The 15,890-nt window shown below is 44.6% G+C and carries 13 protein-coding genes; 5 read left to right on the top strand and 8 right to left on the bottom strand.

What is annotated here, in order from left to right:
- Positions 1 to 13 precede the first annotated feature (13 nt).
- Positions 14 to 397: a winged helix-turn-helix transcriptional regulator gene (locus tag M1L62_RS06145; RefSeq protein ID WP_254412147.1), complete on the top strand. Its 384-nt coding sequence runs from the start codon at positions 14 to 16 to the stop codon at positions 395 to 397.
- 119 nt (positions 398 to 516) lie between these two features.
- Positions 517 to 1,209 carry a DUF2461 domain-containing protein gene (locus tag M1L62_RS06150; protein ID WP_254412148.1) on the top strand — a complete coding sequence of 231 codons (693 nt, stop codon included), beginning with the start codon at positions 517 to 519 and terminating at the stop codon, positions 1,207 to 1,209.
- A gap of 78 nt (positions 1,210 to 1,287) precedes the next feature.
- Here M1L62_RS06150 and M1L62_RS06155 read toward each other — a convergent pair whose 3' ends face one another.
- Positions 1,288 to 3,729, bottom strand: coding sequence for a TonB-dependent receptor (locus M1L62_RS06155; RefSeq protein WP_254412149.1), 2,442 nt, complete (start codon positions 3,727 to 3,729; stop codon positions 1,288 to 1,290).
- A 253-nt stretch (positions 3,730 to 3,982) separates the two neighbouring features.
- On the opposite strand from M1L62_RS06155, the gene M1L62_RS06160 reads away from it, so the two are divergent.
- Both M1L62_RS06160 and M1L62_RS06165 read left to right on the top strand, forming a co-directional pair.
- A complete protein-coding gene (locus M1L62_RS06160) occupies positions 3,983 to 5,023 on the top strand; it encodes a sensor histidine kinase (protein WP_254412150.1) in 1,041 nt (346 codons plus the stop codon).
- A 1-nt stretch (position 5,024) separates the two neighbouring features.
- Positions 5,025 to 5,735 (top strand): LytR/AlgR family response regulator transcription factor, encoded by a 711-nt coding sequence (locus tag M1L62_RS06165; RefSeq protein WP_254412151.1) that lies wholly within the window; start codon positions 5,025 to 5,027, stop codon positions 5,733 to 5,735.
- Positions 5,736 to 5,762: 27 nt separating this feature from the next.
- Here the strand turns inward: M1L62_RS06165 and M1L62_RS06170 are convergent, their stop codons facing one another.
- The 6 genes from M1L62_RS06170 to M1L62_RS06195 all read right to left on the bottom strand — a co-directional run bounded on the left by M1L62_RS06170 (position 5,763) and on the right by M1L62_RS06195 (position 14,433).
- On the bottom strand, positions 5,763 to 7,058 hold the full coding sequence (locus M1L62_RS06170; RefSeq protein ID WP_254412152.1) for a purple acid phosphatase family protein: 1,296 nt from the start codon (positions 7,056 to 7,058) through the stop codon (positions 5,763 to 5,765).
- 126 nt (positions 7,059 to 7,184) lie between these two features.
- Entirely contained in the window at positions 7,185 to 8,714 is a 1,530-nt protein-coding gene (locus M1L62_RS06175) for a SusD/RagB family nutrient-binding outer membrane lipoprotein (RefSeq protein ID WP_254412153.1), read from the bottom strand.
- A gap of 15 nt (positions 8,715 to 8,729) precedes the next feature.
- Positions 8,730 to 12,254, bottom strand: a complete 3,525-nt coding sequence (locus M1L62_RS06180) for a SusC/RagA family TonB-linked outer membrane protein (protein ID WP_254412154.1) — start codon at positions 12,252 to 12,254, stop codon at positions 8,730 to 8,732.
- Positions 12,255 to 12,411: 157 nt separating this feature from the next.
- Positions 12,412 to 13,521, bottom strand: coding sequence for a FecR family protein (locus tag M1L62_RS06185; protein WP_254412155.1), 1,110 nt, complete (start codon positions 13,519 to 13,521; stop codon positions 12,412 to 12,414).
- 69 nt (positions 13,522 to 13,590) lie between these two features.
- A complete protein-coding gene (locus tag M1L62_RS06190) occupies positions 13,591 to 14,169 on the bottom strand; it encodes an RNA polymerase sigma-70 factor (protein ID WP_254412156.1) in 579 nt (192 codons plus the stop codon).
- An 84-nt stretch (positions 14,170 to 14,253) separates the two neighbouring features.
- Positions 14,254 to 14,433: a hypothetical protein gene (locus M1L62_RS06195; RefSeq protein WP_254412157.1), complete on the bottom strand. Its 180-nt coding sequence runs from the start codon at positions 14,431 to 14,433 to the stop codon at positions 14,254 to 14,256.
- A 90-nt stretch (positions 14,434 to 14,523) separates the two neighbouring features.
- Between M1L62_RS06195 and M1L62_RS06200 the strand changes: the two genes are divergently transcribed.
- Positions 14,524 to 15,453: a Nif3-like dinuclear metal center hexameric protein gene (locus M1L62_RS06200; RefSeq protein ID WP_254412158.1), complete on the top strand. Its 930-nt coding sequence runs from the start codon at positions 14,524 to 14,526 to the stop codon at positions 15,451 to 15,453.
- A 55-nt stretch (positions 15,454 to 15,508) separates the two neighbouring features.
- Here the strand turns inward: M1L62_RS06200 and M1L62_RS06205 are convergent, their stop codons facing one another.
- Positions 15,509 to 15,889 (bottom strand): hypothetical protein, encoded by a 381-nt coding sequence (locus M1L62_RS06205; RefSeq protein WP_254412159.1) that lies wholly within the window; start codon positions 15,887 to 15,889, stop codon positions 15,509 to 15,511.
- Position 15,890: the final 1 nt, after the last annotated feature.

Below are 15,890 nucleotides of genomic sequence, written 5' to 3' on the forward strand. Positions count from 1 at the left end.
CTAAAGAAAAGATATGGAGCCACTGGAAAAAGAGCTTATCAATGCCTGTAAGATTGATTATCAGGCGGAAAGAAACGAAATGACACTGGGAATCCGGGATGCGCTTGACATCATAGATGGGAAATGGAAGATTCTGATTATTGGCACTTTGAGTTTCCGGGGCAAAAAACGGTTTATGGAACTGCTTCGGGAAGTTGACGGAATAGCTGCTAAAATGTTATCCAAAGAATTGCAGGAACTGGAAATCAACAAGCTAATTAAACGTACAGTTTGTGATACCAAACCCATTACCGTCGAATATGAGATCACGCCTTACGGCAAAACGCTCGATAAGGCCATCATTGAAATCATGAAATGGGGAGTTGAACACCGGCGGACAATAATGTATCAAGACTGATAACCCGGGCCGTTCCACATTTTGCTATGGAACTTTGCGCGGGTTTCTGCCATTGTCTTATCAGGGACATTTCTTATGAAGTGCTCTGATTCATCACAATCACCAAGGTTTTCAATAAAATGTCAGCACAACAAACGCAAATCCCGGCGTCAAGCCTGGAATTTTTGAAATCGCTACAACAGAACAATAACCGGGACTGGTTCAATGCCCACAAGGATGTCTTTATTGAACAGCAAAATGCCATCGAAATTTTTGCGGATGCCCTGTTGGCAGAATTCAGTAAACACGATCTGATAGAAACACCATCGGGCAAAAAGAGCCTTCACCGCATCTATCGGGACACACGTTTTTCAAAGGAAAAAATCCCGTATAAAACCAATTGGAGTGGTAATTTCACGCGCGCGACCAAACAACTTCGGGGTGGATATTATTTTCATATCGAACCGGGCAACAGCTTTATTGGCGGCGGCTTCTGGGCACCCAATCCGGAAGATTTAAGACGTGTCCGTGATGATATCAGTTTTGATTCTGCTCCGTTGAGAAATATCATTGGCAGCAAAACATTCATTGACACCTTTGGTGCTTTGCATGGTGAGCAGGTAAAAACGTCTCCAAAGGGCTTTGATGCCAGCCATGAATCCATCGACCTGCTTCGTTACAAACAGTTTTTGTTAATGAAGCGGTTCTCGGATCGAGAAGTACTTAGCCCTGATTTTGTCCAGGCCGTCAACCAGACTTTCAAAAACATGCGGCCTTTTTTCGACTATATGAGCGCCGTGTTAACTACGGACATCAACGGTCTTGAAATCTGACGCAACTTTATCGGAAAAACCATTCGAAATACAGATTTTAAAGACGAGCATCTGTATTTCGAATGGTAAGTTTTCAGGCTACTCCACCCTCCCCTTTTCTTCGTCGGAAGCATTGTTGTTATGCCGGCGCTTTCTTGCAAATGTTTCTTTACCAAAACGATAGGTCATCGCCAGACCTACCCGACGCGTATCCGTTTGACTTCTCTGAAAATAATCTGCCTGTTTAAGCCCCTCCGACTGATTGTGATAAACCCACGAGTGAAAAATATCCTCCACAGTCAGCCTGACGCTGCCCTTGTCCTTCCAGATCTTTTTCTGGATACCGAAGTAAGCTCTGAACATTCCTTTTGTAAAACCCTGCCCCGCCAGATCCCGGCTCGCGTAATACCCGCTAATCTCGGCGCTCCATTTTTTACTGATTGTCAGCTGATTGTATAAATTAATCCTGGCCATATAAGTTTTTAAATCCAGTGGTTTACCATCTACAAATCCGTTAACCCCGATTCTGGACAGCAAAGCCTCTAGATTCATATTCCACCATTTGGCTGGCGCCAATGAAATTCCATTTGATAAAAGCACCATAAAACCGCCGCCAATGTTTTGCGGTCTTGTGATAAAAACGCTGTCTCTGACGTCTGTCGCATTCAGAATGGAATTGATAAATTTGTTGTAACTAAGCCCCATACGCAGAAACTGTTTGTGTGTAAATTTCAGTTCGAAACGATACTGGTACTGCGGATTAAGATCAGAGTTTCCGGCCGTGTAGGAATATTTGTCACGGAAAAATAAAAACGGATTCAGCAACTGATAATTCGGCCGCGCTATTCTTCTGGTCAGGCTAAAAGTCAGCGCATTTTTGTTGACCGAATCAAGTTTATAATTGACAAAAATGGACGGAAAAAATCTTGTATAATTTTTAGTAAAGCGACTCGCCGTTACCTCTTCGTTACCAAGCTGATTACCAACGATCTGTGTATTTTCAACCCGTAATCCAAGCTGAACGCCAAGCCGTTTCCAGGATCTTTGTGAATTGACATAGGCCGCATTGAGGTTTTCATGGTACTTAAAATGGTTGGATTTACTGTAATCGATATTTTCCGACGTTCCATTCATGTTGTAATAATTCACGATGTTGTCGTTGTCAACAATACTCGATTTGAAACCGGCTTCCAACCGGGCCTTGTTTTTGAGCGGCTGCACATAGTCAACTTTTACCGTATAAATATTGATGTCAGAAGGGATAAGATAGATAAAACGGTTTCCCGTTGTCACAGCATCGGACGGCCGATAGACAAAGTTGTCTAGTAGCTGATTGCCTCGTGTAGTGTAATTCAGATAGTTGATATCGCCGGAAATCTCCCGGCCACTTTTGCCAAATTTATGCACGAAGTTAAAGTTTGTCGCCAGGTTTTTCCGGTTCTCACGTCCAGCAGTGTTACCCGTGCCAATCGCATCAAGCTCATGATTTGCATTGAAATAATCGCTGTAATAATCCAGACGGCCTTTTCTTTCTGATCCATTGTAATTTACCTGAAAACCGTAGGTGGTATTTTCTGAAATCGCATAATCCAGTCCCAGGTTGGCGTTCAAACCATTGTTTTTATACACCTGATTATTTTCCAGTTTTACCGAAGAAGTCAACGCATTCCGGATATCAAAAAATCGTCTGTCCCAATTTTCGTCGGTATAATTTTTCTCAAAACCATAACCAATATTTGCAAACACATTCAACTTTTTATAACGATAATTCAGGTTTAGCGCGTCATTACTCCGTCCGTAACGGCCCTGCGAATAACCTGTGAAAAGGCTCCCGGTAAAACCGCCGGCCCGGTTTTTCTTCAAACGAATGTTAATCACCGCGTTGCCCGCCGCGTCATATTTTGCAGACGGATTATCGATCAGTTCAATCTTGTCAAGCACTCCACCCGGAATCGATTTTAAATAAGCAGCAAGGTCTTGTCCCGACATATAGGTTGCTCTGCCGTCGATCAGCACCAGCACACCGGACCTCCCATTCAGACTGATTTCGCCATTGGCACTCAGCGTGATACCCGGCGTTTTTTCCAAAACTTCCAAAGTACTACTCGTCGCAGCACTGATCATAGCTTCTACATTGACAATCGTCTTGTCAATATCCTGCTCAATCAAAGGCCGTTTTGCCTTTACAACAACCTCATTCAGAATAACACTTTTGGCAGAAAGAAGTAGAATTGCCGGCAGAACAATCTGGCTGTGTGTATCATCGATCGTCAGTGATACACTACGATACGGATTTTGTCCCATTGCCGTAATAGTCAGAAAATAAACCCCACTGGCCAGTGCGTTAAACTGGAATTTCCCTTTGCCGTCGGTTATTTCTCCGGCGGCCATTGTGGAGTCCGTGCCCCTGAGCAGCTTTATAGTTGCCCCCGGTATTACTTCGTTTTTTGTATCTTTCACAGTCCCGGCAATTATTCCGGACTGAGCAAAGGTTTCCACAGTCAGAAACCAGCAGAAGAGAAAGGTGATTAGTTTGGACATCTTGTTTGCTTTAATCATTGGCTAATAGATTGATGAAACAAAGATGGATCTCACCGTTCAAGGCATGAAACAATGCTGTCGAACCGCCTGAAAAGCCTGACAGATTCAGGTTTTTCAATGTCAAAGTGATTGGAAAGTCGAAATATGGTTTCCGTCAGGAATTAGTACATATTCGTCAGCAGAATTTATAAGTCATGCCGCGGCTCCTGAAATTTACGGCCTGTTATTAAAATCACGGGCAAACGAAAATCATATGAACGATCTAAATAACGATCTCAAAAAACTGACTCCGAAAGATTACCTGTATTTCATTCTGACGGCCATTGCTGCGGTGCCTGTATGGCTGGCGACCAGTTCTTTCGTGGATGCGATTGGCGTACATGAGCAAGAAGCTGTCGCTACGGCCGTTACGATGTGTTTTTTTGGAGGTGTCTTTTTGGGAAGATATCTCATTGCTACCTGGGCTTCCAGGCTAAAAACCTTGCCGGCTAGTCTGATTATACTGCTTTCAGTCCTGATCGTCGTGAGTATCATCGAACTTTTTGTTCATGCTGAATATCCGCTTGAAGGGCGCCGCGCATTGAATATTTTACTCTACTGGATACCTTTTGTGATGCTGAGCGTTGGCATAGGGATGCTGGTAAAAATTGTCAGGGCGGTTACGCAAAATCAGTTAAATGAAGCACAGACTTCGGCTGCGCACAGCAAAAGTGAACTGCATTTGCTGCAATCGCAGTTGAGTCCGCATTTTTTGTTTAATACGCTCAACAACATGTATGGCCTCTCCATTACCCAGCATGAGAAAGTACCGCCGCTGCTCCTGAAATTATCCGACCTGCTTCGTTATTCGATCTATGACGCAACGGAGACATTTGTGCCGCTAAAAGATGAAATGGCGTATATTAACAACTATATTGACTTTGAAAAAATAAGGCTCGGCGACCGGCTTGTACTTTCAACGGATTTCGAGGAGATAACCCGCGAGGATATAAAAATAGCGCCAATGCTCCTGATTGTTTTTATAGAAAATGCGTTTAAGCATTCCAAAAATACGGCCGAGCCAAAGATTTTTATCGACATACAACTTAAAATCTGGGCGGATTCCATTCTGTTTTCGATCAAAAACTCATGTGGTCTTAGCCAGGAACCTGACGAACTGATTCCTAAACATAGTGGGTTCGGGTTAACCAGCGTCAACAAAAGGCTGGAACTTTTATACCCCGGCCAACATGAATTACAGATCAAAAACGAGGCGTCGTCGTATAGCGTGATCTTACAATTAAAGATGAAATAAAATGACAGAAATTAACTGCCTGATCGTAGATGATGAACCGATTGCCAGGGACATTGTGCAGGCTTATTGCGCTCATTTGCCTTATCTGCACGTGGCGGCATCCTGCGCCAACGCACTGGATGCAAAGCTGATCCTGCAACAGCAGAAGATTGACATTTTATTTCTGGATATCAATATGCCTGTGATGAACGGCATTTCGTTCCTGAAAACGCTAAAAAATCAACCCGTTGTTATTTTCACGACAGCTTACAAAGAATATGCGCTGGACGCTTTTGACCTCGCCGCCTGCGACTATCTGTTAAAACCATTTTCCTTCGACCGGTTTGTGATCGCTGTGGATAAGGCTATTGAAAAATTGCAGGTCCAACCACAAATACCGACGGAGACAAATGCTGCCAAAACCGAGGACTACATTTTTGTGAAAACAGAAGGAAAAATTTTTAAAGTTGGCTTCGACGATCTGCTTTTTGCCGAAGCCAACGGTAATAACACCAAAATTGTGACGGTACAAAATATACTTTTGCCGGCTATGACTTTTTCTAACTTTGAAGAACTGGTACCCCAATCGCTGTTCCTCCGCGTGCACCGCTCGTTCATCATCAACAAGTCCAAAATAACCCATATCGAAGGAAACCGGATTTTTATCGAAAAACACGAAATCCCGATAGGCAGCAATTACAGGGAAAATTTTCTGAAAAGTATCGGTCTGTAAAACGTCGCCTAAACCGGTTTTCAGACCTTATCTCCTTTCCTTAACCCCGGCCGGAATCCGGTCAATGATTTTGTTGATCTTCCCCTTTTGTTTGATCAGATCAAAAGCATCATAAAGCTCGCCGGTGGCTGTAAAAGTGTCAAACATGAGCCTGTCATGATCGATGGTAACGACGTGAAAAAGCTGCGTATAAAGAGCTGAACGATCCATCCAGTCCCTTCTTTCCACATTGGAATCTGTCATTTTAGGACCACTCACCGACACCACATACATCGTACCGGAAACAGCGCCTTTTTCGTTCATCGGGATTTTTGCCATACCACGCGCGTAGGTATGGTCATGCCCCTGCAAAACCAGGTCAACTTTGTATTTGTCAAAAAGCGGCTTGAAATTCTCCCGCATACGCTTGTTATCACGCGTGGACTTCGGAGAAAAAATAGGGTGATGAAACGTAACCACCGTCCATTTATTCGGGTTATTTTTCAAGATATCCTCCATCCATACCCGTTGTTTTTCCAGATATTGATCCGAAACTTCCACCTGATCCGAATTCAGGGAAATAAATCTGGTGCCCTGAACGTCGGCATAATAACAGGTTTCCTCCAATCCTTTCGGACCGTTTTCAGGCAGTGTAAATTGTGGCCGCCAAAAAACGGATGTCGTGTTAACTCCCTCCGGCGTATCAAAATGGTCGTGGTTTCCGGGCGTAGGAAATCCTGGAACCATGCTATGAATAAACCCGCCGGCCTGAAACCAGTCACCCCACTCGATATCCCTGTTTGCCTTGTTGATCAGGTCCCCTGCATACATCATCAGTCTCGCATCGGGCGCTTTCCCGTAGGCTTCGCGCGCCACACGCGACCAAAGCGAGCGGATATTGGTTTGCACATCACCATAATAAATAAAGGAAAATTTCTCCCCGACCTTTCCGGCGGTATTGAAATGAATCCATTCGCTCCAGTGCTCTCCCTGCCCCACCCGGTAAGCATATTTTGTGTTGGGTGTCAGATTTTCAAAAATCACCGAATGGTAAACGGCTGTCGGCGTATCTTCGAACTGAAGTTTTTGAGAAATGGCCTTGATCTTTTTTGCCTTATCAACAAAACGGGGATCAGCATCTGCCAACACAATTTCAGCAAAACTTTCCGAGACCGACTCCTGTGTGCGCCAGTTTGCAGCCATGGAAATGGACGGATCCTGGGTTATGTTTAAAATAATCCGGTCAGGAAATGATCCGGGAAGGTACGGATTGCCTGTTATCTGCGCGTACAACGGCATATAACCAAGCAGAAAAAACAAAAAGATGAAAATTTTAACTGGCATCAGGATTAGGGTTTTAAAAGTAAAAAGAACCGGGTGAACAGTTGTCTGCATCACCCGGTTACATGCATTCGACTACATAAGGATACGGTTCACAAAGCGGATCAGGCTATTGGAAGTAACCTGATTCTATTTGAGATACCACATTAACGTATACTCGTCATCAGCTCCGAAAACGCTGACGGCTTTCTTGTAATTTTCATTGTTGGTAGCACTTTCGCTATCCGGATAACGGTACCGGTTAGGAATCAACTTATTGACAACAAGTGGCCCTGTACGGAATTTAGGAAAACCAGTACGACGGTGATCAAACCATCCCTCAGAGGTTTTGAAGAACATCGAAAGCCATTTCTGCGTGATAAGCTGTTCAAGTGTGCCGTCATATTTCACCAGCGTCTGGTTGTAATAATCTCTCTTTGCAGCCTCGGCTTTCACACCATAATAATCCATCGAAGCCTCAATCCCTTTGTTATAGTACGACTCGGCAGTTTCGCCCGCGACAGTAATTTTTCCGCTTTGCAGCGCCTCAGCCAGAATAAAACAAACCTCCGAATAGGTAATCAGACTTGCTTTGAGCATATTATCCGAGTTTTTCCTAAAAATAGACCCGAGCTGAGAGATATGATCCTCGCCACCGTTGTAGGAAGCCGGTTCGTCGATCGCATTGGGCACACCAACATATTCATTTTTATCAACAGTGGCCCCCGCCATGGTTTTAACCGGCGTATACCAAACCGACACTCTCGGATCATTTCTGGCCAGAAGATGGTCAACCACTTCTTTACTCGCCTTTGTTTTCACAAAATCGTAGTCGATCATGGCGAGTGTTCCGCCCGGCCAGCTGTTTGCCGCGATATCTCCCAAATACTTGATTTCCGCGTTATCGGCATTGCTTTCAAATACCGGATATTTGGACTTATCCTTCACAATTTCCTGCATTTCGGTAAACGCAGCAGGGTAATTTTTTGAAATCCGAAGCAGCATACGCAGCCTCAAAGAATTCGCCAGTTTCCGCCACAACAGCGCCTTGCCACCGTACATCATATCTGCACTGGCCAAAATCACCTTATCCGTCGACGCCAGTAAATCATTCGCCTCACGCAGCTCACGCAATAAGTCCGGATAAATATCCTTTTGCAGATCATACTTCGGATGCGTCAGATTGCTTTCCTTCGATTGCAAAGCGTCCGTGTAGGGCAGATCCCCGTAAAGATCGCTTGCATAAGCGTAATTGAACGCCTTCATGATTTTGGAAACTGCCAGGTACTGAGACTCTCCCAGCTTCTCCGCCTGATCTGCCAACGTTTTATTGACCATCAAAAACGAATAGGCATCATACCAGCCAACCGGGCCCCAGTTAAAAAGATCATAACCGGTTGTACGGACCAGCGTCATATACCTCCCGGCAATGGCAGGCCGACCGGAAAACGCCTGGGTTTGATAATAATACGCCGTGGAAACGATCACATTCGACATGAGATAATCTGAATTAATAGACTCCGGCCGGTTAGGATTTTCATTTATTTTTTCAAAATCATCCGTACATGAACTCAGGCAGATCCCGATAAAAGCGACGAAGAATAGCCCGGAAGATATTTTCTTTTTTAATCTTTCAACCCTTCTCTGAGAAGTACTGAAAAATGGTTTCATATTTTTCATTTTCAAGAACACTGTTTAAAAATTGAAGCCAACTTTAAATCCATAAGACCGAACACCCGGCAAGGTCCAGTGACCTACACCCTGACGAAAGCCATCCTCAGCCACACTCATGCTCGTTTCAGGATCAAAACCGATGTTAGCCGCCGTCCAGTTGAAAAGGTTACGACCGATAAGTGAAACCGTCAGATTGTGAATTGGCAATTTGCCCAAAGTCTTGTTTTTGAAGGCATACGTAAGAGACGCTTCACGAAGTTTTATAAACGTGGATTCGTACATCGAACGCTCGTAATACTTGTTGTAAAGGTTGTCGTAATAGTCAGAAGCCGCGATCACCTTGTCGTTTTTCTGATACGTTCCGTCGCTATTTTTGATATAACCGTCAATAATCATCCCGTCATTCCGGTTGCGTTTTTCCGAATCGATCCACGGCAAACCACCGGATTCGGCGTCTCTACCGGTCAGCGTTTTATCAGACGTACCGAGCAAAATCATCTGTCTTAAAGGATATGTGTAAAACATCCCGCCCTTGCGCCAGTCGATCAGGAAATTCAGCGTTACATTTTTGTAGGTAAAAGTGTTGTTAAACCCAACTGTGAAATCAGGATTGTAATTGCCTACATAATCATAACTCGTCGAGCGCTGATGTCTCCCGTTTGCATCCAGAAGTGGCTGTCCGGCAAACTGTCCGTCCGGCACTTTGATCCAGGTTGGTGTCGACATATCCCCGATTTTCGATCCTTCCTTGATGATGTAACGGATGTTATCACCATCGGCACTCCCCATGGAATATTCCGAAACACCGTCCACCAGCTCAACCACCTTGTTTACGTTCCTCGTAAAATTGGCAGAAATCTCCCAGCGCAATGCCGTGTTGACAGGAACGGCATTTAAGCCAATTTCCCAGCCAGCGTTCTGGATATTTCCTGCATTGATCAGTTTCGTGCTTGAACCCGCCGCGATCGAAGTTGGTATCTTTATGATCTGGTTACGGTTATTGGTTTTGTACCAGGTGATATCCAGCCCTAACCTGCCGCCTGTAAAAAACCGGAGATCAGCCCCCACTTCATACGAAGTAGCGATTTCAGGTTTGAGCATATTGTTTTTTAGATCAAATTCCAGGTTAGCACGTTTTACACTACCCCAGTCGGTAAGCTGAATTGTATTAAAAAGCTGATAAGGGTCTGTGTCACTACCCACCTGCGACCAGTTTGCGCGCAGTTTGGCAAAGGACAATGTTTTGGAAGAGACTTTCAAAATATCGGTCAGCACTGCACTCAGTGAAACAGACGGATAGAAGAAGGAGTTATTCTGTTCAGGTAATGTGCTCGACCAGTCATTTCTTCCGGTTACGTTAAGAAATACCATGTTTTTGTAAGCAAGCTCACCCGTTCCGTAAACGCTGTTGATCCGCTTGTCTGAATTCCACTGATAGGACGTTAGTGATCCGGCCTGAGCGTTGGCAACATTGTAGATGTTAGGCAGCACAAGGCTTCCCGCCGTTTGCGAAAGCTGTCTCGATTTCTGGTTCATGCGGTTGGCTCCAACCGAAACCGAAGCGAACCAGTCAGGCGTAATGTTCTTTTTGTAAGTCAAAAGAAAATCGGTATTCTGTTCCATGAAGAAGAGGTTATTGATAAAATATCCCCCCTTCGCCGTTCTTTTGGCACTGAAAGGTCTTTTCAAATCCTGGTCTTCGGTATAAAAATCCAGCCCGGTCCGCGCCATCAGACTCAGATCTTTCGTGATGTCAATCATCGCCTGGATATTTCCGGCAACACGGTTTCTGCTATATCCATTGGTTTCTTCGTTGACAATCAGGAACGGGTTATCCTGTCCGCCCGGATCATAGGTTACTTGCTCAAAGCCTTCACGACCGGGTTTCCAGTAATTACGCATCTGGTTCAGGTCAACATTCGCTGGCATTTTATACAAAACTTCCGTCACACTTTCGCGATAAGCTGCCGCGCGGTTATCACTGGAATTGTTGGTATAACCGATGTTGGTCGAGATCCTGACTTTGTCGTTTAACTTATGTCCCGCTGCAAAATCAAGTGTGTTCCGTTTCAAACCTGTGTTCGGCACCACACCCTGATTGGTCATGTTGGTGAAGGAAAGTCTGAAATTGCCTTTGCCGTTATTGCCGGTTACGGCCAGGTTATTGGTGTAAGTCACACCAGTCCTGAAAAAGTCGCTCACACGGTCGGGATAAGAAACCCAGTCCGTCGGCACAGCTTTGCCGCTCGCGTCAACCGGACTGTTCCACTGGACAAATTTTGTTCCCTGGTCCAGTCTCGGCCCCCAGGAACTTCCCTGTTTGGTATTGTTGGTACCCGGAAAATCCCCGGTCCCGTACTGATTCTGAAAACCCGGATACTGCCAGATTTTGTCAAACATCGTCGTAGAGTTGACCGTTACACCCAAGCCTCGTTTGGCATCAGAGCCATTTTTTGTCGTGATCAGAACCACTCCACTTCCTGCACGGCTACCATACAACGCAGCTGCACTTGCTCCTTTTAATATGGTTATGGTCTCGATATCATCAGGATTTATATCACCAATCGGACTTCCGTAATCCGTCACAGAGCGCCCAACGGCCATATTTGGTGTTCTCAATGAGTTGGCAACCGGAACCCCATCCACTACAAACAAAGGCTGATTGGATTTCGAAATGGACGATTGTCCGCGGATCGTCATTAACGCTGTCGAGCCTGCATCGGTACTTGTGCTCACGATATTTACACCGGCCACTTTGCCTGCAAGCGCATTCAGCATGTTTGGAGATTTAACGTTGCTGATCTCGGAACCGTCCAACTGCGCCACCGAATAGCCCAGAGCCTTCTCATCGCGCTTTACACCCAGGGCAGTAACAATCACTTCATTCAGCGATTTATCTTCCTGAATCAACGAAACAGACAAACTGGTACTTTTACCAACGATGAGCTCCTGCGTTTTATATCCCACAAAACTAAATACAAGAATGGACTGATCATCCGGAACTTCCAGATCGAATTTACCTTCACTATTGGTGGTGGTTCCGCGCTGCGTTCCTTTTAAAACGATACTGACGCCTGGAAGTCCTTCGCCCTTTTCATCTGTAACAACGCCTTTTGCAACAATTTGTAAAGGCATTGCCGAAAAGGTCAGGTCGTCGTCGGCAGCCTCCTCTTCGCGTACCGACATCTCTTTACCCAGTACAATCCTGTCATTGACCACCGAATAAGTAATGCCATAGGACTGAAACAACTTATCCAAAACCGTGGTCAGCCTTGCATTTTTAGTTTCTACGCTGACAAGGCGGCTTGTACTTACAACATTTTCACTGTATACAAATTTCACCTCACCGGAACGCTCCAATTTCCGGAGCGCTTCCTGCAAACTGACATTTCGCACGGACAGGCTTACCTTCCTGTCCAGAACCTGCTGCGCCCTGCTGTCATGCGCAAAGGATGCGCAGGCAAATACTATGGCGACAAATAATTGAATACACGTAATTCTCATGATTTTCCACCAATCGAACGGCATTTGTACATAATAATTCATAAATTTGATAGTTTCATTTGTGATAATGATGGGACAGTTCATCCCCGTTCACCTTTCAGAAGGTGTGATGCGGGAAGGAATTTTAATAGGGCCGGAAGTGGTGATGACACTTTCGGCTCTTTTTTTGTTAAAATTTTCGCCGGGTGTTTACTTCATACTATTGCGCAGTTGGGTTAGTTGATTTGGGTTTGAAAACGATTTCCTTATCGTTGATTTCGTAAGTTGCATTCAGTGATTTTTCCATCATTTCTAAAATATCAGGAAGGTTTTGACCGGAAAAATCGGCTTTCAAAATGTAATTTTTTAATGCCTCCGATTCTATGCGGATCGCGACATCATATTCCTCCGATAATGTTCTGGCGACTTCATACATCGGTTTGTTATCAAAGGCAACACTTGTTTTTTCCCAGATCCGGACGTCATTTTCTCTCCCCGGCAGGATTTCCTCCTTTTTCAGGATTTGCTTATTTTCCAGAAAAACAGCCTTTTGCTCAGGCAAAAGCACCACCTGACTTCCCTCTGTTTTATCATTTTTCTGCGAAGGCAAAATTTCATCCACCCCGACTGTTACTTTTCCTGTCACCACCGAAACTTCCACCGACGGTGCCCTTTCAAGTGCCTTGATGTTAAAACTTGTTCCAAGAACTTTGGTGATAACATGGCCACTGTACACAATAAACGGATGCGCCGGGTCACGGGTTACTTCGAAAAAAGCTTCGCCGGTGAGACGTACCGTCCGAAGCCCGCCTATGAAAACCTGCGGATAACGAATGACCGTATGCGGTTGCAGCCACACGACACTACCGTCTGAAAGTACCTGCCTTTTAATGCTTTTGGAGCTGTTCTCAAAAACGATTTCAAGATCAGCCGATTGTTTAAAGGAGTTATTGACATCGAACCACTGCCAACCCAATATCAGCAGTACCGTCGCCGCGATACCGACAAGCGTATAATACATGACCCGGCTACGGCCTGTGACGGGGTATATTTTTGACCGGTCGTCTCTCCCAATATTGGTAAGGATATTGTCAAACATCTCCCCTTTCAGTTCCTGACGCGCATCAGCAGGTATATCAAGCAAAGGGTCCTGCTCCTTTTCAAACGATCCATACCAGGCCTCGACCAGACGAACTTCCTCCGGTGTACATGTTTTGTTGATATACTTCCGGATCAGCTCCGGCGAGATTTCTTTTGACATCTGTGTTGATTTGCGAAAGGAGATTAAATCCGGCTCCTTATAAAGTACAGTCAGGTCAGAATGAAACATCCCCCAGTCAGTTTGAAAAAATATTTTTGTAAGGTGTTTTTTTCCGATCCCGAAACGATTACGGACGGCTTAGAGCTGTGAGAAAATGAAAAGGATCATTACTTCCTTAAACTGGATTCTTAAAATTTGCAGGGCCTTGGTCAGATGATTCTCGACGGTTTTGACCGAAATATTCATCAAATCGGCGATCTCTTTATTAGACTTATAACTTTTGCGGCTGAGTTCAAATACTTCTTTGCATTTGGGAGAAAATTGGGCTACTTCCAGGTCCAGCTGCCGGTTAAGATCTTCATAAAAAACAGCTTCTTCGGTAAGGTTAGGGCTTTGATCGGGCATATTGACAATCAGGTTCCTGTAATTTCTCCTAACCATTTCCTTCTCAAAATGATTTAAAACACGGTATTTTACAGCCGTCAGCAAATAACCGGTCAGTGAAGTTTTCACATGCAGTTCATCCCTATGGATCCAGAAACTCGTGAAAATATCCTGAACGATCTCCTGAGATACTTCCCGCGACTTTACGCGTCGGTAGGCGGCGGAGTAAAGTGGTGACCAGTAGCGGTTGTAAATTTCTTTGAAAACACCCTCACTGTCTTCCTGAAACAGGATTAGCAAATCTTCATCAGATAATTCAGCATACTTCTGCATGATCGCTGTAAGATAAAGTCGCCTTAGGCAGGGTTCGTTATTTTTTCAACTAAGGTAAATGGTCAGACATCTTCAATCAAGCGCTCAAAAAAATTTAACAATTACGAAACATTGGTTCATGCCTGACCCACGCTCATCAGGAGAAATGCCATCCGTCTTTACATCAATACGCACTTCTCCCTCAAACAGACTAACATACTGGGAAAGAAACTGTTCAATTCTTTCATTTTTCGCCTGCATTATTTCAAATTGAATATTTTTCATCAAATTGATCAGCAAAAGAATCAAATGCCACGGCTGCTAGGGTAAATTAATCATTTCGCCGCATTTTATATAAAAAGCAAAACAAACACAATGGACAAGCTACCTTCCCGTTTTTCTACTCCCAGTCTCGAAAGACGAAAATTTATCGAAAATTCCTTAAAATCAGCTGGCGCGCTTGCCCTGCTGGGTTTGCATGCCTCGTTTACAAATCATACTGGTTTGCCGGTAAAAAAGTCGCTGACCGTCCAGGAAATTATGGATCTGATTTTGAAAGAGGGAAACCTGTCTGTTTTGAAAGATACGGTAGACACGCTCAAAAGCGGGAAAGCAGATCAAATTGTGACAGGCATAATTACAACAATGTTTCCGACCATTCCTGTCATTGAACAGGCCGTAAAACAAAATGCCAATTTTATTATTGCGCATGAGCCGTCGTTTTACAACCATAGTGATAACCCGGATTGGGTAAAAAACAACAGTGTTTTAAAAGAAAAACAGGCACTTCTGGAAAAACATAAAATTGCTGTCTGGCGGTTTCATGACTATTGCCACGCTTTGAAGCCGGATGCAATCAGTTATGGGGTTGCTAAAAAAGCCAACTGGCTGCCGTACTATAAAACCGGGCAGGTGATGTTAACCATTCCGAAGTTGTCTTTACAGCAGTTGGTGCAGCATCTAAAATCTTCCCTTGGGATTTCGCATGTCAGGACTATCGGTGATCCGGCGCAGTCTTGTGAACGAATAGCGCTCCTTCCCGGCGCCTGGGGAGGACAAAGGCAGGTTTCCGTTGCCGAGTCAGAAAATCCGGACGTATTGATTGTTGGGGAATCGCCTGAGTGGGAAACTGTTGAATATATCCGCGATGCCCGCGCTTTCGGCAAAAAAATCTCACTGATCGTTTTGGGCCATGCCGTAAGCGAAGAACCCGGTATGGAATGGGTAGCGGAGTGGCTACAACCAAAACTGACGGATATCAAAGTTACGCATTTAGCCTCCGGTGACCCTTTCACCTGGATTTAAAACGAATAATGCCTGCTTTTTTCAAAGCAGGCATTACCAAATATTTCCCTTAATGTTATAAATCCTTTGCTTCTTCCTTCACCTTTTTGTTCGCTTTTTTTACACCCTTTTTGGTAGCATCGTAACCTTTTTCGGCTGTTTCACCTACTTTCTCTGCTCCTTTCTTAACCCCCTTTTTGGTTGCGTCATATCCGTCTTCGGCTACTTCGCCCACTTTCTCTGCTCCTTTCTTAACCCCCTTTTTGGTTGCGTCATATCCGTCTTCGGCTACTTCGCCCACCTTATTCGCTCCTTTTTTTACGCCTTTACCGACTGCTTTGGCATCTTTTTTTACTTCCGAGCCTACCTTTTGCGCCGTTGATTTGGTCGTATCTTTCTGAGCGAGAGTCCAGGTTGAAAGGGCAACTAATGCTATAACTGCGATGATCTTTTTCATA

The sequence above is a fragment of the Dyadobacter diqingensis genome (genome assembly GCF_024220585.1).
In the GTDB taxonomy this organism is placed as follows: domain Bacteria; phylum Bacteroidota; class Bacteroidia; order Cytophagales; family Spirosomataceae; genus Dyadobacter; species Dyadobacter diqingensis.

Excerpts from the sequence above, each read along its gene's own strand:
- M1L62_RS06150 (WP_254412148.1), top strand. The coding sequence starts at position 517 with ATGTCAGCACAACAAACGCAAATCCCGGCGTCAAGCCTGGAATTTTTG.
- M1L62_RS06190 (WP_254412156.1), bottom strand. The coding sequence starts at position 14,169 with ATGCAGAAGTATGCTGAATTATCTGATGAAGATTTGCTAATCCTGTTT.
- M1L62_RS06185 (WP_254412155.1), bottom strand. The coding sequence starts at position 13,521 with ATGTTTCATTCTGACCTGACTGTACTTTATAAGGAGCCGGATTTAATC.
- M1L62_RS06175 (WP_254412153.1), bottom strand. The coding sequence starts at position 8,714 with ATGAAAAATATGAAACCATTTTTCAGTACTTCTCAGAGAAGGGTTGAA.
- M1L62_RS06205 (WP_254412159.1), bottom strand. The coding sequence starts at position 15,889 with ATGAAAAAGATCATCGCAGTTATAGCATTAGTTGCCCTTTCAACCTGG.
- M1L62_RS06155 (WP_254412149.1), bottom strand. The coding sequence starts at position 3,729 with ATGTCCAAACTAATCACCTTTCTCTTCTGCTGGTTTCTGACTGTGGAA.
- M1L62_RS06145 (WP_254412147.1), top strand. The coding sequence starts at position 14 with ATGGAGCCACTGGAAAAAGAGCTTATCAATGCCTGTAAGATTGATTAT.
- M1L62_RS06180 (WP_254412154.1), bottom strand. The coding sequence starts at position 12,254 with ATGAATTATTATGTACAAATGCCGTTCGATTGGTGGAAAATCATGAGA.
- M1L62_RS06160 (WP_254412150.1), top strand. The coding sequence starts at position 3,983 with ATGAACGATCTAAATAACGATCTCAAAAAACTGACTCCGAAAGATTAC.
- M1L62_RS06200 (WP_254412158.1), top strand. The coding sequence starts at position 14,524 with ATGGACAAGCTACCTTCCCGTTTTTCTACTCCCAGTCTCGAAAGACGA.
- M1L62_RS06170 (WP_254412152.1), bottom strand. The coding sequence starts at position 7,058 with ATGCCAGTTAAAATTTTCATCTTTTTGTTTTTTCTGCTTGGTTATATG.
- M1L62_RS06195 (WP_254412157.1), bottom strand. The coding sequence starts at position 14,433 with ATGAAAAATATTCAATTTGAAATAATGCAGGCGAAAAATGAAAGAATT.
- M1L62_RS06165 (WP_254412151.1), top strand. The coding sequence starts at position 5,025 with ATGACAGAAATTAACTGCCTGATCGTAGATGATGAACCGATTGCCAGG.